The organism is Pseudomonas sp. AP3_22 TE3818 (assembly GCF_053628995.1).
This window is the reverse complement of sequence record NZ_JBRJHL010000001.1, coordinates 5,312,395-5,335,674: the sequence shown is the minus strand read 5'-3', so window position 1 is coordinate 5,335,674 and position 23,280 is coordinate 5,312,395. Positions and strand designations below refer to the sequence as shown.

Genomic DNA, 23,280 nt, shown 5'->3' with positions numbered 1-23,280 from the left:
TCTTTTCAGGAAGGTGCAATGGATACGGGTACGAAACGCAGTCAGCGTGATTACACGCTGGCTTTTAAATTATCGGTCGTCGACCAGGTCGAAAAAGGCGAGTTGAGTTATAAAGAGGCTCAGCGGCGCTATGGGATTCAGGGTCGGTCGACGGTGTTGGTTTGGTTACGCAAGCATGGTCGCCAGGACTGGAGCCAAGGCGCCTCCATTCGCTCCCAGAGGATCAGACCTATGGACGAGCCAACCTTGCCATTGACTCCCGAGCAAAGAATCAAAGAACTTGAGGAGCAGTTGGCGCTGGCGAATCAGAAAGCCCAATTTTTTGAAGCCGTGGTTGATGTTCTGAAGAACGACTACGGCGTATCTGTCGTAAAAAAGCGACCCGGCAAGTCGTTGCGCAAACCCAAACCCTGAGTGTCAGCAGGGCTTGCCAATTTATGGGAATAAGCCGTCAGGCCTATTACAAACGTAACCGGGTCTACAGGGCTCGGGCCGACCAGGATCGGCAGCTCATAGCGTTTGTACAGAAAATCCGTGTCCGCCAACCTTGCATCGGTACCCGGAAGCTGCACTCGATGATGCATGAGCAGCGCGAGCAACGGGAGCTTCATGTTGGCCGGGATCGTTTATTCGCGGTTTTGCGTGAAAGCCGCCAGTTGGTCCACAGAAAGCGAGCGTATCACAAGACGACCGACAGTCATCATCGCTTCCGCCGGCACCCCAATTTGCTGAAACCAAGCCCGGAACAAATAATCGCTAACGGCCCGGAACAGGTCTGGGTGGCCGATATTACGTACCTGCCTACCCGTGATGGCGTGGCCTATTTGAGTTTGGTGACGGATGCCTTTTCGAGAAAAATAGTCGGCTATCACGTGCATGAGAATCTGCACACCAACTCCGTGGTGCAAGCCTTTCGAATGGCTTTGAAGCGGCGTCGAAGCGGTCAGAAACTAGTCCATCACTCGGATCGAGGCGCCCAGTACTGCTCGGCCCTTTACCAAGAAGTGCACGCAAAACATGGCATTACTTGCTCGATGACTGATGGCTACGACTGCTACCAGAACGCCTTGGCAGAGCGGGTCAACGGCATCTTGAAAACAGAGTTCTTGATCCATCGACCAGCGGATTTGGCGCAGGCCACACAGATGGTGCAAGAGGCGGTCACGATCTACAACCAGGAGCGGCCGCACCTGTCTTTAAAATACAAAACGCCCGATGCGGTGCATCGGGCGTTAGGGTGAAACAGGTGTAAACCTATTTCAGGACTAGACACTGTCTGGTACAAACGTATCAACTTGTTACTTTCATCTGAGAGGAAATACCTGTCGTGATTCGTGCAATGGCTCAAGAAGGTGCAGCGGGTATCGCCACTGCGGTCGCTGAAAGTGTTCAGTACCAGGGTCGCAAGGCCAGCCGACAGGGCAGTGAGCAGCGTCGACAGGACATTCTCGACGCCGCGATGCGCATTGTCGTGCGCGATGGCGTGCGCGCCGTACGGCACCGTGCGGTGGCCGCCGAGGCGCAAGTGCCGTTGTCGGCGACCACTTACTATTTCAAGGATATCGATGATTTGCTCACCGATACCTTCGCCCAATACGTGGAACGCAGTGCGGCGTACATGGGCAAGCTGTGGGTGAACAACGAGGGCCTGCTGCGCGACATGATCGCCAGTGGCGATGGCAGCCCGCAGGCGCGCTCGAAACTGGCGGACGATATTGCACGGCTGATGACCGATTATGTTCACCGGCAACTGATCAATCGCCGTGAACACCTGATGGCCGAGCAGGCGTTCCGCCAGGAAGCGTTGCTTAACCCGCGCCTGGCCGAACTGGTGCGTTCGCATCAGCAAATCCTGTTGCAGGGCTCTTGCCAGCTGTTCCAGGTGCTGGGCTCGCGCGAGCCGCATCAGGATGCCAAGGTGTTGACGGCGATTATCGGCCGGATGGAATATCAGGGCCTGCTCAACGTAGACGAGCCTGCCGCCGAAGAGGAAATACTCGGCATCCTGACGCGCTACATGCACCTGGTGCTGGCATCGGTGTGAGCGAAGGGCTCGACCCTGTGGGAGCGGGCTTGCTCGCGAAGGCGGTGTGTCAGTCAACATTAATGTTGAATGTTGTACCACTTTCGCGAGCAAGCCCGCTCCCACATTTGCTCGGCATATGTTTCATAGGGAGTATTGAATGAAAGCCTGGCGTGTCGTTGTGATCGCCTTGTCGTTCTTGCTGCTCAGTGGCTGTCTGGTGTCCTTCAAGGAGCCGCTGCCGGCAAGCGACCCCGCGCCCAAAGGATTACTCGGCAAATGGACCAGCACCAATGCCTGGGGCGAGGCGCTCAATCTCGAACTGACCCGCCTCGGCGACAACCGCTATCAGGCCGTCAGCTATTACCGGGCCAGGCCCGGGGAGCGGGAGGCCTATCCCTTCACGGTGTCGCGTCATGGCAGCCGCTGGTATCTGTCGGCGAAGGTGCCGGCGCAGTTCGGCGGGCATTTCACCCTCGGCGGTTTTGAGCTGACCGACAAACATGAGTTGGTGGTCTACAACCTCGACCTCGAACAGATCAACCAGGCCATCAAGCAAAAAGTCCTGAGCGGTGAAAGGTTCCAGACCAGCGATGGCGATGGCGTATTGATCGACAGCCACATGGATCAAGTCGCCGCCTACCTCGACGACCCGGCCAATTCCGATGTGTTCGTCGAAGCGGTGCGCTATCAGCGCCAGGCCAAAGCCAAATAACCGGCACCCACAGGTTTCTACAGGAGTTTCGCGTGGACGATTACCAACAGTCGATACGCATTTTGTCCGATCGCATCGTGCTGGCACAGACGCCGATCCGCGTACTCGATGCGGTCAAATGGGATGACAATATTCGCAAGGGCTTCCTCAAGGCCAAGGGCAAGGAAATGCCGGCGGTGGACCGCGACTACTACCTCAACCGGCCACTGGCATTCGACTCCAGCAAAGTGAAGCTGGAGTTCCAGAACATCGAGCGCGACATCACCCGCCAGCTCGGCCAGTTCAACCCTGTCGGCCAGATCATGCGGCGCATGTGCAAGGAGTACCGCATGGTGGTGCGCATGCTCGAAGCGCGCGGCACCGAGGATTTCGGCCTGATTTCCCAGGAGTTGTACGGTGCCGCGTCCGACGCATTCCATGCCGGCGACCCGACCCTGTCCGACCTCGGCATGATGCTGTCCGAATACCTGAACAACATCGACGGCCGTGGCGACCTCAAGGACGAACCGAAGACGCTGACGGCCAAGGAAGCGGTCGACCTGTTGCAGCACCGGTTGAACAAGGTGTTTGGCGAAGCCGAGGAAACCATCCGGGTGTTCGAGTCCGACGGCATCGTCGCCGATGCGGCGGCCGGCGCCGACTACATCAAGATCCGTTCCGATGCGATGTTCAACCAGCGCGATGTGCGCGCCCTGGAGGTCCACGAAGGGCTGGTGCACGTCGGCACCACGCTCAACGGCCTGAACCAGCCAATCTGCACCTTTCTCGCCAAAGGCCCGCCCTCGTCGACGGTGACCCAGGAAGGCCTGGCGATCCTGATGGAAATCATCACCTTCGCCTCGTACCCCAGTCGCCTGCGCAAACTCACCAACCGCACCCGTGCGATTCACATGGTGGAGGAGGGTGCGGATTTCCTGCAGGTGTTCGAGTTCTTCCGTGAGCAAGGCTTCGAGATGCCCGAGAGCTACAGCAACGCCAGCCGCGTGTTCCGCGGCTCGGTGCCGACAGGTCTGCCATTTACCAAAGACTTGTCCTACCTCAAGGGCTTCATCATGATTTACAACTACATTCAACTGGCCGTGCGTAAAGGCAAGCTGGAGCAGATTCCGCTGTTGTTCTGCGGCAAGACCACCCTGGAAGACATGCGTACCTTGCGTCAGTTGGTGGACGAAGGCCTGGTGGTGCCGCCCAAGTACCTGCCGGAACAGTTCCGCGACATGAACGCGTTGTCGGCGTGGATGTGCTTCTCCAACTTCCTCAACCACCTGAGCCTGGACCGGATTGAGGCGGATTACTCCAATATCCTGTGATCCCCACACCTTCTGTAGGAGCTGGCTTGCCAGCGAAGAACGATAACGCGGTGCGTCAGTTGAATCGAGGTGCGGCGTTCGCTGGCAAGCCAGCTCCTACAGGGGCGGGGTGTCCATACTCACTGCGAGGTTTCAACGGATGAGAATCCTCGGCATCCTCTGCCTTTTCCTGGTCTTGAATGGCTGCAGCTCGCTGCTGTTCTACCCGGAGCCCGGCCAATTGTTCACCCCGGAAAAGGCCGGGCTTGAATACCGCACCGTCACCCTGAACACCGCCGATGGCCTCAAGCTCAATGCCTGGTGGCTGCCGGTGAAGCAGGGGGTTGAGGTCAAGGGCACGGTGCTGCACTTGCACGGCAATGGCGGAAACCTGCCCATGCACCTTGGCGGCAGCTACTGGTTGCCGAAAAATGGTTACCAGGTGTTGCTTGTGGACTATCGCGGTTACGGCCTGTCCGAAGGCGAACCGAGCCTGCCGGCGATCTACCAGGACATCGATGCGGCGTTCGCCTGGCTGGACAAGGCGCCGGAGGTTCAAGGCAAGCCGCTGATCCTGCTCGGCCAGAGTCTCGGTGGCTCAATGGCCGTGCATTACCTGGTCCAGCACCCGCAACGGCAGAAACAACTGAAGGCTTTTGTCCTTGACGGTGTGCCCGCCAGTTATCGCAGTGTCGGTCGGTATGCGCTGAGTAATTCATGGGTGTTCTGGACGTTCCAGGTGCCGTTGTCGTGGCTGGTGCCAGACGGCGACAGCGCGATCAACTCCATGGCGCAGCTTAAAGATGTGCCGAAACTGATCTACCACAGCATCGACGATCCGATCGTGCCTCTTTCCAACGGCATCCGACTGTATCAAGCTGCGCCGCCGCCGCGGGTGCTGCAACTGACTCGTGGCGGTCACGTGCAGACGTTCGCCGATCCGGTCTGGCGTACCGTCATGCTGCGCTTTCTCGATGACCCGCAGCATTTCAACGGCCTGCGCCGCCTGGGTGAAATCCCCAATTACCCGGCACCCCCGAATTCTGAAGATGAACCACCAGAGAGTCCGCAATGAGTGAAGAACGTAACGCCATTCCGCTGATCATCACCGGTATCTGCAGCATCCTCGGCACCGTCGGTGCCCTGTGGTGGTACGGCTACCTGCACTTCGCCAAGCCCGAGGATGCGTTGCTGCTCAACGAATTCACCATGCTCAAGACCATTCCGGGCGAAGACTACAAAGTCTCACTGGAACCGGCCGCGCAAGTGGCGCAGTGCATCGATGGCGTACTAGTGTTGTTTGACATGGAACAGAAAGGCCTGACCGGCGTGCTGGTCGACAGCAAGAAAAAAGCCGTGCGTTGCATGGGGCAGGAGACGCCGCAGAAGCTGGAGCAGTAACCATAACGGTGTAGGGAGTGCTTCCTTCTTTTAATTCAAGAAATTTAAGGAGGAAGCCCCCGTTTTGCTCTGACATACGAAGCTGGATAGCAAAATAAAAAGCTACCGCGCTACTTCAAACCAGCGAAAGCTTATGAGTGATGTGCTGTTACCGACCATCTGTAACGCCGAGGCGACATATTTTCCTGAAGGTAATGGCGGTAATGTTGTTTTCCAAGTTCCAGCCGCATCCGCGATAAGTTCAGCAGAGGCGCTATCGTCAGATCCGGAGTTGTAAGTAAGGAGTATCTTCGCCCCAGGGATGCTCGTACCGATAAATGTTACGGGGTTTTGAGTAGCAGGCGCTCCAGAATCAGGATTTTGAATATAAGGTGCGGCCAGTGCGAGTCCTTCTGGGCAAACTGGAGCCACCTCACCGTTTACCCCAATGGCGACCGTCGCCCCGTTAGCCGATGCCGTACAGACATGAACGCTAATGCCTGCGGTCTTATCTTCAAGAGTCTTGCCTGGTTGTAAAGTTGGATCAGTCGTCGTGGCTGTTTCCGGTGTAGCATCTAGCTGTAGGTTTTTTACGGTTCCTCCCATGGTTGTGTACCGCACCCAGACACCATTCGCTCGATTATCGGTCGGTGGGAAATTATCGTAATGGGTGGGTTGGCGGTACTCCAGGGCGATTTGCCTGGGAGTCAATCCAGTACGATTGATGAGATAAAGTTGCGGTCCACTTTGGCCCTGTACACCCAGGCGATATAGACCTGAGCGTTCGATTACCGCTACTTGAGAGTTATCCAGCCAACCGGCATACCAACGATAATTTGCAGGATAGAGGCCTCTGCCCTGCGATACCGGGTCTCCGGAGTCGACACCGGGGCGGGCCGGGATGATCTCGCATTGGTCGGGAGCTAAGACGGTATCGTTGATTTTTGGGCATTTGGTGTAGGTTTCACCATGATTGAATCCGAGGTTATGCCCGAACTCATGTGCCCACAAATAGTGGCCTCCATACTGCCCGCGTACAATCAGCGACCCCCCCGGCGTCCACGCTTGACCTCCACCAGGACCATTTTCGATAACCATTAAGTAGTCGTATTGTTTATAATCATAGCCCTGTTTCAGCGCCTCCTCTGCAGCTTCCCTGTAACCGTTAGGCCATCCTGGATACGGCGTCGTAATCCTGACCGTGACCGTCGTCCATTTAAGCGTTAATTTGCCCATTGAGGCTTGTCGTATGTAATCACCTAGAGACCCGGGTTGTTCCGAGGCGGTGTCTGCATCAAGTTTTTGCATGTCTATTTCTTTACTGCCTTGCCAATGAGTGGCTATCAACAAGACTGTTTTTTCCCCAACAACGGGCCGTTGATTAACGCCGGCTTTAGGCAAGGGGATTTCGGTGGGAATGGCATCGTCGTCCACGGCATCTGGTGTGCTCGCGTAAGCCATCGTTGTCGCGATCAAACAGGACAGTAATAAAGCAGCTGACAGTTTCATGGTCCTTCCTCAAAGTTCTGAAGATCCTTCATAACTTTTGCGAGGTCTTTTATCTGCTGTCAGAAATAACAGTGACGACCAGCGGCGTAAAAATAAATAGCCCCGGCTGAACAGGTCAGACGGGGCTTTTGTTTAGTTCACCGGCCAGCTATTGAGTGTTCGCGCTCACCGCCGAACGCGGCATCACCGGCTGATTGTCATTGGAAATGGTTACCTCCACCCGGCGGTTCATCGCCCGGCCCGAGGTGCTGTTGTTATCCGCCACCGGATACTCCTTGCCGTACCCCTGGGCAACGATACGCGCCGGATCAACGCCCATCTTCACCAGGGCCGCTCGCACGGAATCCGCACGACGTTCCGAGAGCGACTGGTTGTGCGATACCGTACCGGTGCTGTCGGTATAACCCTCGACAATCACTTTGCGGTCGGGGTTTTCCTGGAGGTACTGCGCCAGTTTGTTGATGTTCATCAGGCCGTTGGTTTTCAGCTCGGCCTTGTCGGTGGCGAACAGCACATCCCCGAAGGTCACCAGCGTCCCGCGCTCGGTCTGCCTGGCGTTGAGGCTGTCCTTCAGTTGTTTGATCTGCTGATCCCGGCCTGCCAGGCGGGCCTCGGCCCGTTGTGCCGAGGTGTTTTTCAGATTGGCCTCGGCGGTGCGCAGGGCAATGGTCTGCTTGGCCACTTCAACCCGCTGGTTGGTCAGATAGGCAAGCTGGTCAACCTTGGTTGCGTCTTCCTTTTCCCTGTAGGCCTGGTCGGCCTTGTCCAGATAATCGCTGGCTTCCTTGGTTTCCAGGGCTGCGACTTTGCTGGCCTGCGGGTCGGCTTGCAGGCCGGTGTAGTTGGTGCGGGCCTGTTCGAGGTTGGGGTTGGGCGGCGTGGAGCAGGCCGCCAGGGCCACGGTGACAGCCAGCAGGGCAGGGATCATCAGTTGATTGCGTTTCATGATTTCGTCCTTTTAGTCGAGTGGGAATGCGTGGAGCCGCGCCGCTTACTGAACGGTGCGCTGGCTTTCCTGACGCAATTCCTGAACGCCTTTCTGCGCGTCCTTCACGGATTGTTCAGCCTTCATCGCCTGGGCCTTGCGCTCTGCGACACGAGCGTCCCACTCAGCTTGTTCGGCGAGCATCCGGGCCTGGTCATATTTTTTGTCGTGCATGGCGATTTCGGCCTGCTTGAGCTTGTCCTGGGCCGACTTCATTTCCACCGCGGCGAACTCGGTGCCGCCGGCGCTCACGGCGTCGTTGACGGCCGATTGGGTCACCGCGTACTGCTCGGTCGGCGGGTTACCGGCGCAACCGGCCAGGATCAGGCTGCTGCCGAGGGCCAGCGCCGCCAGCTGGAGGCCGCGCGAATGAGTGAACGAGGATGTGCCGGTTCGGGTTTTCATGGTCTTCAACTCCATTGGGCTAACTCCTGAAAAGCATTGAATCCATCCTGGGCAGGGCGCTGAAGCCATCAATTGCGGGGTGTTTTGAAACGCTCGTCCCAGGCGTGGTTACTTGGGTTGACCCGAGGCTTTTTTTGAAAGTTCAGAGAAATTAGCCGGCTATCGAAAAAACTTTGACCGAGTCGACAGGGCTCTAAGTTGGGGATTTACATGACGCGAAGCGCTATGCCGGGCCTTTTACAGGTCCGGAGAAACGCAATTTACGAAGTGAAATACAGGCCAATGTGGGAGCGGGCTTGCTCGCGAAGGCGTAGTGTCAGGCAACATTGATATCGGCTGACACACCGCTTTCGCGAGCAAGCCCGCTCCCACAGGTTGTGTGGATAATCAGTGTTTCTGTTTGTCGTCCGGCATCGACAAATCGTGCAGATGCCGACGCGACAGCGCCAGAAAACGCGGGGTCGGCCCGATGTCTTCGTACAGCGGATCACCTTCTTCGTCAGTGGCGACCACGGTCGAGCCCTTGACGTACGGGAAGCTTCTTTCCAGCTCTTCGAGCGCGGCGCCAATCAGATCGCCGAGCAGTTCTTCGGGATGCCGCTTGGGGTACATCTCGACGAGCGCGGCCAGCCGTGCGGCGGACTCCACATCCAGATGAATCGAGTAGCCGGTGTCGGTCAGGCGACCCTTGGCGTTTTCTTCCCAGTGGTGGGCAAGCTCGCGGATTTTCATATTGACCTCATGGCGCGACCGCTCGTGGCGGGCAGGTTGAGTGTCCGGCATTGGCCGGCGACAGCCGTTGTACGGCTTATCTTCAGACTAGCTTCAACAGGCAAGGTTTGAAGGCCCTTCGTCGTCTTGCTTGTAAGAACCTGTCTGGGGCGGCACTCTCTAGGTTCCAAGCCGCCCGGATTTTTTGCTGGAGACCTGCTGATGACCGATATTGATGCACGCTTGCGCGAGGACGTTCACCTGTTGGGTGAGCTGTTGGGCAACACCATTCGTGAACAATATGGCGATGGTTTTCTCGACAAGATCGAGCAGATCCGCAAGGGCGCCAAGGCTGACCGGCGCGGCTCCATGGACGCCGAACTCAGCGCCAGCCTCAACCAGTTGAGCGAAGACGAACTGTTGCCGGTAGCGCGGGCGTTCAACCAGTTTCTCAACCTGGCCAATATCGCCGAGCAATACCAGTTGATTCACCGTCGGGAGGAGTCTCAACCGGCGCCGTTCGAAGCCCGGGTGTTGCCCGAATTGCTCGCTCGCCTGCGCGCCGAGGGCCATGGTGCCGAAGCACTGGCCCGGCAATTGGGGCGACTGGAGATTGAACTGGTGCTGACGGCGCACCCGACCGAAGTCGCGCGCCGCACGCTGATCCAGAAGTACGACGCCATCGCCGCGCAATTGGCAGCGCAGGATCACCGCGACCTGACCCGTGCCGAGCGTGAGCAGATCAAGACCACCTTGCAGCGCCTGATCGCCGAAGCCTGGCACACCGAGGAAATCCGCCGCACGCGTCCGACACCGGTGGACGAAGCCAAGTGGGGTTTCGCGGTGATCGAGCATTCGCTGTGGCAGGCCATTCCCAATTACCTGCGCAAGGCCGATCAGGCCCTGCACGCCGCCACCGGCCTGCGCTTGCCACTGGAGGCGGCGCCGATTCGCTTTGCCTCGTGGATGGGCGGCGACCGCGACGGCAACCCCAATGTGACGGCGGCGGTTACCCGAGAGGTTTTACTGTTGGCGCGCTGGATGGCGGCTGATCTGTACCTGCGCGATGTCGATCACTTGGCGGCTGAACTGTCGATGCAGCAGGCCAGCGATGAATTGAAGGCCAAGGCGGGTGACAGCGCCGAACCATACCGGGCCGTGCTCAAACAGCTGCGCGAACGCCTGCGGGCGACGCGCAACTGGGCGCACACCTCGTTGTCGACACCCACGCCGGCACCGGCCGACGTGCTGCAAAACAACCGCGAACTGCTCGACCCGCTGGAGCTGTGCTACCACTCGTTGCACGAGTGCGGCATGGGCGTGATTGCCGACGGACCGTTGCTCGACTGCCTGCGCCGGGCGGTGACCTTTGGCCTGTTCCTGGTTCGTCTGGATGTGCGCCAGGATTCGTCGCGACACACCGCTGCCATGACCGAAATCACCGACTACCTCGGCCTGGGGCGCTACGAGGACTGGAGCGAGGAAGAACGCATCGCCTTCCTGATGCGTGAACTGAATAACCGCCGGCCGTTGCTGCCGGCGTACTTCAAACCCTCCGCCGATACCGCCGAAGTGCTGGCGACCTGCCGGGAAATCGCCGCTGCACCGGGGGCGTCCCTCGGTTCCTATGTGATCTCGATGGCCGGTGCCGCTTCCGATGTGCTGGCGGTGCAATTGTTGCTCAAGGAATCCGGCGTGCTGCGGCCGATGCGCGTGGTGCCGCTGTTCGAAACCCTGGCCGATCTCGACAACGCCGGCCCGGTGATCGAGAAACTGCTGCTGTTACCGGGCTATCGCTCGCGCCTGCAAGGGCCGCAGGAAGTGATGATCGGCTATTCCGATTCGGCCAAGGACGCCGGCACCACTGCGGCGGCCTGGGCGCAGTACCGGGCGCAGGAGCGACTGGTGGATATCTGCCGCGAACAACAAGTGGAGCTGCTGCTGTTCCACGGTCGCGGCGGCACCGTGGGGCGTGGCGGCGGTCCGGCCCACGCGGCGATCCTGTCGCAGCCGCCGGGTTCGGTGGCGGGGCGCTTCCGCACCACCGAACAGGGTGAAATGATTCGATTCAAATTCGGCCTGCCGGACATCGCCGAGCAAAACCTCAACCTGTACCTGGCCGCCGTGCTTGAGGCGACCTTGCTGCCACCGGCCGCCACCGACGCCTGAGTGGCGCCATTTGATGGACGAACTGGCCGCAGACGGTGTCAGCGCCTACCGCGCCGTGGTGCGGGAAAATCCGCAGTTCGTGGAGTATTTCCGCCAGTCCACGCCGGAACAGGAACTCGGTCGTTTGCCGCTGGGCAGTCGCCCGGCCAAGCGCCGGGCCGGGGGGATCGAAAGCCTGCGCGCGATTCCGTGGATCTTCGGTTGGACCCAGACGCGTCTGATGCTGCCGGCCTGGCTGGGTTGGGAAGCCGCCCTGAGCAAGGCACTGGAGCGTGGTGAGGGTGAACTGCTGGGGCAGATGCGTGAGCAATGGCCGTTCTTCCGCACCCGCATCGATATGCTGGAGATGGTCCTGGCCAAGGCGGATGCCGACATTGCCCAGTCCTATGACGAGCGTCTGGTGGAGCCGAATCTGTTGCCATTGGGTGCGCACTTACGCGACCTATTGTCGCAGGCGTGCTCCATCGTCCTCGGCCTGACCGGGCAGTCGCAGCTGCTGGCACATAGCCCAGCGACCCTTGAATTCATCCGCTTGCGCAACACTTACCTCGACCCGCTTCATCTATTGCAGGCCGAGTTGCTGGCCCGTTCACGCGTGCAGGACGTGGCGCAGGGCAGCCCGGTAGAACAGGCCCTGCTGGTGTCTGTCGCGGGGATTGCCGCCGGTTTGCGTAACACCGGCTAAGGTTTTTGCCTTGGGGGCAGGCATCCGGCAGGTGAGGCGGATGCCGCCGCAGGACGGGTTGAAAAGTGCTGTCAGGCGACAGTTAATGTTGGGGTTGCGACTTGGGGAACCGTGCGCAATGGTCGCAGGAGGCAGCGGTTTCTCCGACTTTTGGCGTCTTGTGTGGGCGCAGCCTGCTGTGTATCTTGATCAGCCTTTGGCCGTTTGGGCGGCCACGACCCTTTTTTTGAGATTGGCCCCACGAGGCGAATCTGACGTTATCCATATAAAAAATTGAGGAGCACATCGATGCGCGTCATTCTGCTGGGAGCTCCCGGGGCCGGTAAAGGTACTCAGGCTAAGTTCATCACCGAAAAATTCGGCATTCCGCAAATCTCCACCGGCGACATGCTGCGTGCAGCGGTCAAGGCCGGCACCGAGTTGGGCATCAAGGCCAAGAGCATCATGGATGCCGGTGGCCTGGTGTCCGATGACCTGATCATCGCACTGGTCAAGGACCGCATCGCCCAGTCCGACTGCGCCAACGGTTTCCTGTTCGACGGCTTCCCGCGCACCATTCCCCAGGCTGAAGCCCTGGTAACGGCTGGCGTCGAGCTGGATGCAGTGGTTGAAATCGCCGTCGAAGACGAAGAGATCGTCCAGCGTATCGCCGGTCGTCGTGTTCACGAGGCCAGCGGCCGCGTGTACCACATCGTCTACAACCCGCCGAAAATCGCCGGCAAGGACGACATCACCGGTGAAGAGCTGGTTCAGCGCAAGGACGACACTGAAGAAACCGTGCGTCATCGCCTGTCGGTCTACCACTCCCAGACCAAGCCGCTGGTGGACTTCTACCAGAAGCTGTCGGCTGCCAATGGCAAGCCGCAGTACAGCCATATCGAAGGCGTCGGTTCGGTTGAAGCGATCACCGCCAAGGTGCTTGCAGCCCTGAGCTGAAAAGTCTGATCCGCTGCATCATCCACGGCCCGCTTGCGGGCCGTAGTTGTTTATACTGACGCACTTTTTCTGACCTCTTGTTACGGATACATCGATGAGCACCTTGCTGGCCCTGGACACCGCGACTGAAGCTTGCTCCGTTGCCTTGCTGCATGACGGCAAGGTCACGAGCCATTACGAGGTGATCCCGCGCCTGCACGCGCAGAAGCTGTTGCCGATGATCAAGCAGTTGCTGACCGATGCCGGGACAACGCTGCAAGCGGTCGATGCCATTGCGTTCGGCCGTGGCCCGGGAGCCTTCACCGGTGTGCGCATCGCCATCGGTGTGGTGCAAGGCCTGGCGTTTGCCCTGGATCGCCCGGTGCTGCCGGTGTCGAACCTGGCCGTGCTGGCGCAACGTGCATTGCGCGAACACGGCGCCACTCAGGTCGCCGCTGCCATCGATGCGCGCATGGATGAAGTGTATTGGGGTTGCTACCGCGAAACGGCCGGGGAGATGCGCCTGGTGGGCGCTGAAGCGGTACTGCCGCCGGAGTCCGCGGCATTGCCGGCCGATGCTGGCGGCGAGTGGTTCGGCGCTGGCACCGGTTGGGGTTATGGCGAACGCATCGCGGTCAGCCTGAGCGGCCAGGACGCGGCCATGTTGCCTCATGCCGAAGACCTGCTGACCCTGGCGCGATTTGCCTGGGCGCGTGGCGAGGCGATCGTGGCCGACGAGGCGCAGCCGGTTTATCTGCGGGACAAAGTGGCGACGCCTAAAGCGCGTTGATTCACGCAGTACCTGTGGGAGCGGGCTTGTTCGCGAAGGCGGTATAACATTCGACATTTCTGTTGCCTGACACACCGTCTTCGCGAGCAAGCCCGCTCCCACAGGGTTGGTGTTCTGCTCTAATTCTGCCAATCGTTATTTTCTAACCCCAGCTTTTAAACCTTTTGCCTTTTATGTGTTCTAGTTATCACTCGGCAGTTTGCGAAGTGGGTTTTGCGCCACTAAACTGCCATCACTGATTCCGAGTATGCACGTATGCGTATCGACGGCGTTTCCTCTCAGTCCTACCCCATCAAGCGCAAGCCACCCAAAGACCGTGTGGTGGAAGACGACACCGTTGATATCGAAGGCGAGCCGGAATTCCCGACTGAAGAGCAGCTAGCTGCCCGCGCCGCCAAAGCCTCTGCGCAAAAACTGAGCAATCTTCCCGCCCGTCAGCAAGACATGATTTACCACCGTGCCATGAGCAAAAGCGTGGCGACGGCGCTGGCCAGCTACCTGAGTACCGCCGGTTTCGTCGATTGGGATGCGGATGTGCTGGGTCTCGACCTGTACATCTGATGGTGCTTCCGTATTACCTCGGTTGCCCGTCCTGGAGCGAGAACGCCTGGCGCGATTACCTGTATCCGCCGCACGCCAGGCCCGCTGAGTTTCTTGATCTCTATTGCCAGGTTTTCAATGCCGTAGAAGGCAACACGACCTTCTACGCCAGCCCTGCTGCCAGCACCGTGCAGCGTTGGGCTCAAACCATGCCGCAGCACTTTCGCTTTACGGCCAAGTTTCCCGGCGAGATCAGCCACGGTGGCGATCTGCGCGAACAGCTGACAGCCGCCGAAACCTTCCTGCAATTGCTCAGTCCGCTGGGTGATCGGGTGTCGCCATTGTGGTTGCAGCTGTCGAAAAACTTCACGCCCCAACGCTTGCCCGAGCTGGCCGGATTTATCGATGCCCTGCAGCGCCCGCTGGCCGTTGAAGTGCGCCATGGCGACTTCTTTGCCAAGGGTGACAGCGAACGGATGCTCAATCGTCTGCTGCTGGATCGCGGTGTTGAACGCATCTGTCTTGATCCCCGTGCATTATTCAGTTGCACATCGACCGAGCTTTCGGTGCTTCACGCCCAATCGAAGAAGCCTCGGGTGCCTCCGCGTCCGGCAGCGTTCACGCAGTGTCCGCAGGTGCGTTTTATCGGCCATCCGGTGCTTGAGGCCAACGATCCGTTCCTGAAGCCCTGGGTCGAGAAAATCGCGCTGTGGATCGAAGAAGGACGCACGCCGTATATCTTCCTGCACACCGCCGACAACCTGCTGGCGGCGAAACTGGCGCAGCGTTTTCACGCCAGGCTGATGCGGCGTCTGCCTGGCTTGCCGGCGCTGCCTGAGCTATACAGAGAACCCGCCGCCGAGCAACTTGGTCTGCTCTGAGGCGGATTCCTTCCCCCTCTTCAGGAGCCTGCCCCATGGATGCGCAAACCCTTCGAGCCCAGGCGTTCAAAGCCCTTCACGAACGCTCCGGCGCTTTTGTGATTCCCAATCCGTGGGATGCGGGTTCAGCGAAGATACTCGCCAGCCTCGGCTTCGAGGCGCTGGCGACCACCAGTGCCGGTTATGCCTTTTCCCAGGGGCGTGCCGATGGCGGCTTGAGCCTCGACGATACCCTGATGAACGTTCAGGCGATTGTCGCCGCCACTGACTTGCCGGTTGCCGTGGACCTGGAAAACGGCTTTGCCGACAACCCGGCCGACTGCGCGAAAAGCATTTTGCGCGCGGCAGAGGCCGGAGCCGTCGGGGGTTCGATTGAAGACGCCACCGGCCGCGAAGAAGGCCCGATCTACTGTTTCGACCACGCGGTGGCACGCATCGAGGCCTCTGTGGCTGCCGCTCGCAGTTTGCCATTCCCCTTCACATTGACCGCCCGGGCCGAAAACTTCCTGCACGGCAATCCTGATCTGCCCGATACCATCCGCCGCTTGCAGGCATTCGCCGAGGCCGGTGCCGATGTGCTTTACGCACCCGGACTGCGCAGTGCCGAGGATGTGCTGGCGGTGGTGCGCGCGGTGGCGCCCAAACCGGTGAATGTGTTGATGTCGGGCGGCTTGAAGCTGACGGTCGCGCAGTTGGCTGAAATGGGCGTCAAACGCATTAGCGTCGGTTCGGCGCTGGCGTTGGCGGCCTATGGTGAATTCTTCCGCGCCGCCGAAGAAATCCAGACATCAGGCACGTTCGGCTTCACTTCGCGGTCGATGCCGTACCAGAAGGCCAATCAGTTCTTCAAAGGCTGAGGGTCAGGCGGCGATGCGCAGGTTTTGCAGGATGATCGGGCGCGCCCAACCATTGTCGAAGTCCAGTTGTTTCTGCTGTTCCCGCCGTTCATCTGGCGAGAACGGCGGGAACGGCTTGTCGAGCAGATCGAGTTCGAATTCGGCAATCGGCAGGTGCAGCGGGCGCGGTTGCGGGGCAGGGCCGGCTTCCGGCAGAGGCTGACCGGCGTTGAGCACGATCGGGCGAACCCAGCCGCTGTCGAAGTCCTGTTGTTTTTGCTGGGCGACAATTTCATCCGCCGGGAACGGTGGGAATGGTTTGTCGGCCAGTTCCATTTCGAATTCGGCAATCGGCAGGAACAGAGGCTCTGGCGGGCGGACCTCGGTCTCTTTGACGTCGCACTCACGCTGGGAAACGATGTGCTCCAACAGCTCGCTGCCAACGGTCGGCTCGACCGGGCTTTGGAGATCGACCGGTGGGAAATTCAGCGATTCAGGCAGCACATCACCCGACTGATCGGCCAGCGCACGGGCAAAGAAATCCTGCCAGATGTGACTGACACCGCTCAGTGCCTGGGTGTTTCGCAGGTTGTAATTGCCGTAGGGCGATATAAAACCTGTGATTGTGGGTTGAATGTCTGACATTTCTCTCGGTCGACGCTCAGCTCTGGCAAAATGCTCGATAGTTTTGTTATCGGCAGTTTTTGCCGATCATTAATTTTTTGAGCGTGTTTTCCGATGATTGATCAACCCGCGGCCTGCCGCATCCATGTCCAGGCGCTGGACGCGGCTTTCGAGTCACAAGCCGAGCAATGGGCCGAGCGCCTGGGCTTGCCGATGCAAGTGGCGGACGGCGAATTTGCCTTGCAGGTGGGCGACCAGGGTTTGCAGTTGCAACAGCTGGGGCCGGACGCGCCGGGGCCGGTGCGGGTGGACTTCGTCGAAGGTGGTGCGGCCCATCGCCGGTTGTACGGCGGCGGCAGCGGGCAGATGATCGCCAAGGCTGTTGGTGTCGCCCAGGGTGTGCGCCCGCGGGTACTGGATGCCACGGCAGGGCTGGGCAAGGACGCGTTCGTGCTGGCCAGCCTCGGTTGCGAGATGAGCCTGATCGAACGTCAGCCGCTGATCGGCGCCTTGCTGGAAGATGGCCTGGCCCGTGGTGCGGAAGATTTCGACGTGGCGCCGATCGTGGCGCGCATGCGGCTGCTCAAGGGCAACTCGATCGAGGTGATGCGTAATTGGGAGGGTGAACCGCCGCAGGTGATCTACCTGGACCCGATGTTCCCGCACCGTGAGAAAACCGCGCTGGTGAAGAAGGAAATGCGCCTGTTCCGGCCGCTGGTCGGCGATGACCCGGATGCGCCGGCCTTGCTCGAAGCGGCGTTGGCCCTGGCCAGCCACCGGGTGGTGGTCAAGCGCCCGCGCAAGGCGCCGTGCATCGACGGGCCGAAGCCGAGCCATGCGCTGGATGGCAAGTCCAGTCGTTACGATATTTATCCGAAGAAAGCGCTCAAGCCATAGACCGAGTCGCCTTCATCGCTGGCAAGCCAGCTCCTACAGGTTTTGTGCCGGGTTCAAAATTCGAGTACACCTCGGCCCCTGTAGGAGCTGGCTTGCCAGCGATAGCGCCCGCCCAGACACGACAAATCCATCAGGCTCACTCAGGCCGATAAGCCCGCATAAACAACCCCACCACTTCCCGCACATGGCTCTCCGCCTCCTCACCGACCGGCGGTTCGCCGCAGCCATACAGCAAGCGGAAATTCCCGGCGCCCTTGAGCAGGCAGAAGAAGTGCTCGGCGGCGTTGTGCGGCTTGTCGATGCTCAGCACGCCACACTCGTCGATCCGGCTCAGCAAGCGTTCCATGCCATGCAGCATGCGCTCCGGGCCCGCCTCAAAGAAGATTTGCGCGAGTTTCGGGTCCTGGCTGCCCAAGGTCACCATCAGTCGGTGCAGGTTCACTGATTCGTCACTGTTGATCAGCTGATGAAAACCGCGCGCGATGTTCAGCAGCACGGTTTCCACCGCCACGCCTTCGGGCAACTCGAAGAACAGCGGGGGCAACTGCTCCTCGCACTTGGCCACCACGGCGGCGGAGAACAGCGTCTCCTTGTCGTTGAAGTGGCTGTAGACCGTCAGCTTCGACACACCGGCCTCGGCTGCGACGGCATCCATGCTGGTATTGGCATAACCCTTACTCAGAAACAGCACTTTCGCCGCATCGAGAATCGCCTGGCGCTTGACCAGATCCTTGGGTCTGCCTGGGCCATTGGGTGCTGAAAGATTGTTTGGCATATTCGCTTTTATTACTGGACTGGTGAGTTTGCTATTAATAACATACTGCTCAGTATAATTATTCAAAGCACCATTAGCGAAAGGTCCTTCACCATGTTCCGCTATGCCTTGCCCCTCGCGTTGCCAGTCACCCTGGCTTTTTTACTGTCTGCGTGTGGCTCCGACGAAGTGCCGCCAGTCAGCGTGCGCCCGGCCATGGTGGTTCAGCCAGAGCCTTCGGCACAGGCCATGGAAAGTTATCCAGGTGAAGTCCGTGCGCGTTATGAGCCGGACCTGGCGTTCCGCATCGGCGGTAAAGTCAGCCGACGACTGGTCGAGGAAGGGCAGCGGGTCAAGGCCGATCAACCCTTGGCGGAGCTCGATCCTCAGGACGTGCGCCTGCAACTGGAGGCCACCCGGGCCCAGGTCGCTGCAGCTGAAGCCAATTTGAGCATGGTGCGTGCCGAGCGTGATCGCTACAAAACCCTGATGGAGCGTCAGCTGGTCAGCCGTTCGCAGTACGACAATCACGAAAACCTCTACCGCTCCGGCGAAGCGCGCCTCAAGCAAATCAAGGCCGAATTCAACGTTTCCAACAACCAGGCCAGCTACGCCGTGCTGCGTGCGCCGCAGGACGGCGTCGTGGCCAAGCGGCTGGTGGAAGTCGGGCAAGTCGTGGCCGCGGGGCAAACGGTGTTCACCCTGGCGACCGATGGCGAGCGTGAAGTGTTGATCAGCCTGCCGGAGCAGAACTTCGGCCGCTTCAAGGTCGGTGAACCGGTGGCGGTGGAGCTCTGGACCCAGCCCGGCCAGCGTTTCGAAGGGCGCATCCGTGAGCTGTCGCCGGCGGCTGATCCAAAGTCCCGCACCTTCGCGGCGCGCATCGCCTTCGCCTCCGGCAAGGTGCCGGTGGAGCTGGGCCAGAGCGCCCGGGTGTTCGTGCAGGCCGCCGACGTGGTGCCTCTGTCCGTTCCGCTGTCGGCGTTGACCGCAGAAAACGGCGTGACCTATGTCTGGGTCGTCAGCGCCAACAACACCTTGAAGAAAACCCCGGTGCGAGTGGGTGCCTTCGGTGAGAAAACCGTACCGGTGCTCGAGGGGCTCAACGCCAGCGACTGGGTCGTGGCCGCCGGTGTCCATGTGCTTCTCGAAGGGCAGCAGGTGCGCCCGGTGGATCGCTCCAATCGCGTGGTCAATCTGGCGGACAAGGAGTAAGCCCCGATGCGCTTCAACGTTTCCGAATGGGCGCTGCGTAATCGCCAGATCGTACTGTTCCTGATGCTGTTGCTGGCCATCGTCGGCGCACTTTCCTACACCAAGCTCGGCCAGAGTGAAGACCCACCGTTCACCTTCAAGGCCATGGTGATTCGCACCAACTGGCCGGGCGCGACCGCCGAGGAAGTCTCGCGCCAGGTCACCGAACGCATCGAAAAAAAGCTGATGGAAACCGGCGAGTACGAGCGCATTGTTTCGTTCTCGCGGCCCGGGGAATCCCAGGTCACCTTCATTGCGCGTGATTCCATGCACTCGGCAGAGATCCCGGAGCTTTGGTATCAGGTGCGCAAGAAAATCAGCGACATCCGTCATACCCTGCCGCCGGGGATTCAGGGGCCGTTCTTCAACGATGAATTCGGTACTACGTTCGGCAACATCTACGCCTTGACCGGCGAGGGTTTCGACTACGCCGTGCTCAAGGATTACGCCGACCGCATCCAGATCCAGCTGCAACGGGTCAAGGATGTGGGCAAGGTCGAACTGCTGGGGTTGCAGGACGAGAAAATCTGGATCGAACTCTCCAACGTCAAGCTTGCCACCCTTGGCTTGCCGCTGGCGGCTGTCCAGCAAGCCCTTGAAGAGCAGAACGCGGTGTCCACGGCAGGTTTCTTCGAAACCAGCAGCGAGCGCTTGCAGCTACGGGTGACGGGGAATTTTCAGACGGTCGACGAGATCAAGAACTTCCCGATCCGCGTCGGTGATCGCACCTTCCGTATCTCCGATGTGGCCGATGTACGGCGTGGTTTCAATGATCCGCCGGCGCCGCGCATGCGCTTCATGGCGCAAGACGCCATCGGCCTGGCGGTGGCGATGAAAGACGGCGGTGACATCCTGGTATTGGGCAAGGCACTGGAAGTCGAATTCGCCCGCATCCAGAAAAACCTCCCGGCCGGTATGGAGCTGCGCAAAGTTTCCGACCAGCCGGCGGCGGTGAAAACCGGTGTCGGCGAGTTCGTGCAAGTGCTGGTCGAGGCGCTGGCCATCGTGTTGCTGGTGAGCTTCTTCTCCCTCGGCGTGCGCACCGGCATGGTGGTGGCCCTGGCGATTCCGCTGGTGCTGGCGATGACGTTTGCCAGCATGTATTACCTCGGCATCGGCCTGCACAAGATTTCTCTCGGTGCATTGGTACTGGCGCTGGGCTTGCTGGTGGACGACGCGATCATCGCCGTGGAAATGATGGCGATCAAAATGGAGCAGGGGTTCGACCGGGTCAAAGCCGCGAGTTACGCCTGGACCAGCACAGCGTTCCCGATGCTCACCGGTACGCTGATCACCGCGGCCGGCTTCCTGCCGATTGCCACGGCGCAATCGGGCACTGGCGAATACACCCGTTCGATCTTCGAAGTGGTCACCATCGCGCTGTTGGCGTCCTGGGTGGCCGCTGTGGTTTTCGTACCCTATCTCGGGGAAAAACTCCTGCCGGACCTGGCGAAGATTCACGCCGCCAAGCACGGTGCCGGCCAACCCGATCCCTATGGCACGCCGTTCTATCAGCGCGTCCGGCGTCTGGTGGAATGGTGTGTGCGCTGGCGCAAAACCGTGATCGCCGCGACTGTGCTGTTGTTCATCGCCTCCATTGTGCTGTTCAAGTTTGTACCGCAGCAGTTCTTCCCGGCATCGGGTCGCCTGGAGTTGATGGTCGACCTGAAACTGGCCGAAGGTGCTTCGCTGAGCAACACCGCCGACGAGGTCAAACGCCTCGAAGCGTTGCTCAAGGACAAGGCAGGGATCGACAACTACGTGGCGTACGTCGGCACCGGTTCACCGCGCTTTTACCTGCCGCTGGATCAGCAACTGCCGGCGGCGAGCTTCGCCCAGTTTGTCGTCCTGGCGAAAACCATCGAAGAACGGGAAGCCCTGCGCACCTGGTTGATCTCAACCCTCAACGAGCAATTCCCCGCTCTGCGCTCGCGGGTCACGCGTCTGGAAAACGGTCCGCCGGTTGGCTACCCGGTACAGTTCCGCGTGACCGGGGAGCACATCGAGGAGGTGCGAGCGCTGGCGCGCAAAGTGGCGGCCAAGGTTCGCGAGAACCCGCATGTGGTCAATGTCCACCTGGATTGGGAAGAACCGAGCAAGGTGGTGTACCTGAACATCGATCAGGACCGCGCGCGGGCGCTGGGCGTGAGCACGGCGAATCTGTCGAAGTTCCTGCAAAGCTCGCTCACCGGTTCCAGCGTCAGCCAGTACCGTGAAGACAACGAGTTGATCGAGATCCTGTTGCGCGGCACCGTGCATGAACGCACCGAGCTGTCATTGCTGCCGAGCCTGGCGGTGCCGACCGATAACGGTCGCAGCGTCGCGCTGTCGCAGATCGCGACCCTGGAGTACGGCTTCGAAGAGGGCATCATCTGGCACCGCAACCGCCTGCCTAACGTGACGGTTCGCGCCGACATCTATGACAAGCAGCAACCGGCGACACTGGTGCAGCAAATCATGCCGACCCTCGACCCGATCCGCGCCGAACTGCCTGACGGCTACTTGCTGGATGTCGGCGGCACCGTTGAAGATTCGGCGCGTGGACAGAACTCGGTGAAGGCCGGCGTGCCGTTGTTCATCGTGGTGGTGTTGACCCTGCTGATGCTGCAACTGCGCAGTTTCTCGCGCACGGCGATGGTGTTTCTGACGGCGCCGCTGGGGTTGATCGGGGTGACGCTGTTTCTGTTGGTGTTTCGCCAGCCGTTCGGTTTCGTGGCGATGCTGGGGACTATCGCCTTGTCGGGGATGATCATGCGTAACTCGGTGATTCTGGTGGATCAGATCGAGCAGGACATTGCTGCCGGGTTGAAGCCCTGGCAGGCGATCATCGAGGCGACGGTGCGGCGGTTCCGGCCGATTGTGTTGACGGCACTGGCGGCTGTTCTGGCGATGATTCCTTTGTCACGCAGTGTGTTTTTCGGGCCGATGGCGGTGGCGATCATGGGGGGGTTGATTGTTGCTACGGCGTTGACGCTGCTGTTTTTGCCTGCGCTTTATGCGGCCTGGTTTCGGGTCAGGAAGGAGTCTGTTTGATCGGGGGCATATCCATTTCTTCGGTAGCGGCGGCTGGCGGTTTCGCCCTTACGGCGAGTTCCTTTTGGCAAACGCCCCAAAAGTAACCAAAAGGTCTCGCCCCTTACGTACGGCCCCTCGCTGAGGCTCGGGGTTCCTTCGCTGCGGTATTCATCCGGGGGCATTGCCCTCCGGTCGGCTTCGCTTCGACCTACATGCAATGAGTTCGACTGCGTCGAACGGCGCTGCGCGCCCATCCCCGGATGAACACCTGCGCTCAGCCTGCCGAGGGGGCGGGTGGATCAAGATCAAGAGCTGCAGGCGAGCTAACGCTCGGCCTGGTGAGTGGTGAAGAGCAGCAGCGAGTGCCGTCCCCTGTAGGAGCTGGCTTGCCAGCGATGGCGGCCTGCCAGCCGACCTGGCTTTTGCAGACATACTCGGTCCCTGTGGGAGCTGGCTTGCCAGCGAAGGCGGCCTGTCAGCCGACCTGGCTTTTGCAGACATACTCGGTCCCTGTGGGAGCTGGCTTGCCAGCGAAGGCGGCCTGTCAGCCGACCTGATTCTGGCGGATGTCCATCATCCCTGTGGGAGCTGGCTTGCCCGCGAAGGCGTCCTGACAGTCAACAACGTTTATCGCCCAAGCCAACCATTCAGATCATTCCCACAAGACTTTCAGGTTGCCTGTCGGAAGCACGATCACTAGCCTCTGACGGTCGCTGCCAATTCAGCGACCGGGACTGCAAGCCCGCCAATAGTTTGTTAGGCGCCCACTGGCGCACCTATAATCGTGGCGCTTTTTTAGCGACCACCGATTTATGGTGGCTGTGTGCGGGAGATCTTCGGGTCTGCCGGGTTTGCCTAACGACTCGGTCTTGCAGACCCGCATACAGCTGCCACCCATCATCT

Annotated in this window: 20 protein-coding genes and 1 pseudogene; 15 read left to right on the top strand and 6 right to left on the bottom strand. The window is 59.9% G+C overall.

The features are described from left to right. Positions 1-18 precede the first annotated feature (18 nt). The 6 genes from AB7M25_RS24390 (at position 19) to AB7M25_RS24365 (ending at position 5,428) form a co-directional block, all read left to right on the top strand. Positions 19-1,241 (top strand): IS3 family transposase gene (locus tag AB7M25_RS24390; protein ID WP_454236982.1). Its coding sequence is split into 2 segments (ribosomal slippage): positions 19-370 and positions 370-1,241, totalling 1,224 coding nucleotides; the frame shifts between segments, so codons are not numbered across the junction. Between the two features lie 86 nt (positions 1,242-1,327). Further along, a complete protein-coding gene (locus AB7M25_RS24385; protein ID WP_429385983.1) occupies positions 1,328-2,044 on the top strand; it encodes a TetR/AcrR family transcriptional regulator in 717 nt (238 codons plus the stop codon). Positions 2,045-2,183: 139 nt separating this feature from the next. After that, positions 2,184-2,738 carry a hypothetical protein gene (locus tag AB7M25_RS24380; protein WP_429385981.1) on the top strand — a complete coding sequence of 185 codons (555 nt, stop codon included), beginning with the start codon at positions 2,184-2,186 and terminating at the stop codon, positions 2,736-2,738. A gap of 32 nt (positions 2,739-2,770) precedes the next feature. After that, positions 2,771-4,048 (top strand): flavohemoglobin expression-modulating QEGLA motif protein, encoded by a 1,278-nt coding sequence (locus AB7M25_RS24375; protein WP_015093729.1) that lies wholly within the window; start codon positions 2,771-2,773, stop codon positions 4,046-4,048. 139 nt (positions 4,049-4,187) lie between these two features. Then, entirely contained in the window at positions 4,188-5,102 is a 915-nt protein-coding gene (locus AB7M25_RS24370; RefSeq protein WP_454238080.1) for an alpha/beta hydrolase, read from the top strand. Beyond that, the gene (locus tag AB7M25_RS24365; protein ID WP_008051386.1) at positions 5,099-5,428 is read left to right on the top strand and encodes a hypothetical protein; all 330 of its coding nucleotides are present in this window, start codon (positions 5,099-5,101) and stop codon (positions 5,426-5,428) included. The genes AB7M25_RS24370 and AB7M25_RS24365 overlap by 4 nt, the downstream gene beginning before the upstream one ends. A 102-nt stretch (positions 5,429-5,530) precedes the next feature. On the opposite strand, the gene AB7M25_RS24360 is transcribed toward AB7M25_RS24365, so the two are convergent. From AB7M25_RS24360 to AB7M25_RS24345, 4 genes are all read right to left on the bottom strand, one after another. Further along, positions 5,531-6,916 carry a transposase gene (locus tag AB7M25_RS24360; protein ID WP_454238079.1) on the bottom strand — a complete coding sequence of 462 codons (1,386 nt, stop codon included), beginning with the start codon at positions 6,914-6,916 and terminating at the stop codon, positions 5,531-5,533. A gap of 148 nt (positions 6,917-7,064) precedes the next feature. Next, positions 7,065-7,862, bottom strand: coding sequence for an OmpA family protein (locus AB7M25_RS24355; protein ID WP_454238078.1), 798 nt, complete (start codon positions 7,860-7,862; stop codon positions 7,065-7,067). A gap of 45 nt (positions 7,863-7,907) precedes the next feature. Continuing rightward, on the bottom strand, positions 7,908-8,321 hold the full coding sequence (locus tag AB7M25_RS24350) for a DUF4398 domain-containing protein (protein ID WP_007975021.1): 414 nt from the start codon (positions 8,319-8,321) through the stop codon (positions 7,908-7,910). 372 nt (positions 8,322-8,693) lie between these two features. Continuing rightward, complete coding sequence (locus tag AB7M25_RS24345) at positions 8,694-9,038, bottom strand: pilin assembly protein (RefSeq protein WP_104450704.1); 345 nt, start codon at positions 9,036-9,038, stop codon at positions 8,694-8,696. A gap of 201 nt (positions 9,039-9,239) precedes the next feature. On the opposite strand from AB7M25_RS24345, the pseudogene ppc reads away from it, so the two are divergent. The 6 genes and pseudogenes from ppc to AB7M25_RS24315 all read left to right on the top strand — a co-directional run bounded on the left by ppc (position 9,240) and on the right by AB7M25_RS24315 (position 15,854). Next, positions 9,240-11,871 (top strand): annotated as a pseudogene (gene ppc, locus AB7M25_RS24340) (phosphoenolpyruvate carboxylase). A 288-nt stretch (positions 11,872-12,159) separates the two neighbouring features. Next, the gene (gene adk / locus AB7M25_RS24335) at positions 12,160-12,807 is read left to right on the top strand and encodes an adenylate kinase (RefSeq protein ID WP_007990793.1); all 648 of its coding nucleotides are present in this window, start codon (positions 12,160-12,162) and stop codon (positions 12,805-12,807) included. A gap of 94 nt (positions 12,808-12,901) precedes the next feature. After that, positions 12,902-13,576, top strand: a complete 675-nt coding sequence (tsaB, locus tag AB7M25_RS24330; RefSeq protein WP_454238077.1) for a tRNA (adenosine(37)-N6)-threonylcarbamoyltransferase complex dimerization subunit type 1 TsaB — start codon at positions 12,902-12,904, stop codon at positions 13,574-13,576. A 255-nt stretch (positions 13,577-13,831) separates the two neighbouring features. Continuing rightward, entirely contained in the window at positions 13,832-14,137 is a 306-nt protein-coding gene (locus tag AB7M25_RS24325) for a hypothetical protein (protein ID WP_429385967.1), read from the top strand. After that, positions 14,137-14,997 (top strand): DUF72 domain-containing protein, encoded by an 861-nt coding sequence (locus AB7M25_RS24320; protein ID WP_454238076.1) that lies wholly within the window; start codon positions 14,137-14,139, stop codon positions 14,995-14,997. The genes AB7M25_RS24325 and AB7M25_RS24320 overlap by 1 nt, the downstream gene beginning before the upstream one ends. A 35-nt stretch (positions 14,998-15,032) precedes the next feature. Beyond that, positions 15,033-15,854: an isocitrate lyase/PEP mutase family protein gene (locus AB7M25_RS24315; RefSeq protein WP_454238075.1), complete on the top strand. Its 822-nt coding sequence runs from the start codon at positions 15,033-15,035 to the stop codon at positions 15,852-15,854. 3 nt (positions 15,855-15,857) lie between these two features. Here AB7M25_RS24315 and AB7M25_RS24310 read toward each other — a convergent pair whose 3' ends face one another. Next, on the bottom strand, positions 15,858-16,478 hold the full coding sequence (locus AB7M25_RS24310) for an energy transducer TonB (RefSeq protein WP_429385962.1): 621 nt from the start codon (positions 16,476-16,478) through the stop codon (positions 15,858-15,860). Positions 16,479-16,571: 93 nt separating this feature from the next. On the opposite strand from AB7M25_RS24310, the gene AB7M25_RS24305 reads away from it, so the two are divergent. After that, the gene (locus AB7M25_RS24305) at positions 16,572-17,354 is read left to right on the top strand and encodes a class I SAM-dependent methyltransferase (protein WP_007975001.1); all 783 of its coding nucleotides are present in this window, start codon (positions 16,572-16,574) and stop codon (positions 17,352-17,354) included. A 136-nt stretch (positions 17,355-17,490) separates the two neighbouring features. On the opposite strand, the gene AB7M25_RS24300 is transcribed toward AB7M25_RS24305, so the two are convergent. After that, a complete protein-coding gene (locus AB7M25_RS24300; protein ID WP_454238074.1) occupies positions 17,491-18,129 on the bottom strand; it encodes a TetR/AcrR family transcriptional regulator in 639 nt (212 codons plus the stop codon). Positions 18,130-18,222: 93 nt separating this feature from the next. Here AB7M25_RS24300 and AB7M25_RS24295 point away from each other — a divergent pair, with 93 nt between their 5' ends. Then, the gene (locus tag AB7M25_RS24295; protein WP_429391236.1) at positions 18,223-19,323 is read left to right on the top strand and encodes an efflux RND transporter periplasmic adaptor subunit; all 1,101 of its coding nucleotides are present in this window, start codon (positions 18,223-18,225) and stop codon (positions 19,321-19,323) included. A 6-nt stretch (positions 19,324-19,329) separates the two neighbouring features. Continuing rightward, entirely contained in the window at positions 19,330-22,395 is a 3,066-nt protein-coding gene (locus tag AB7M25_RS24290; RefSeq protein WP_258684356.1) for an efflux RND transporter permease subunit, read from the top strand. Positions 22,396-23,280: the final 885 nt, after the last annotated feature.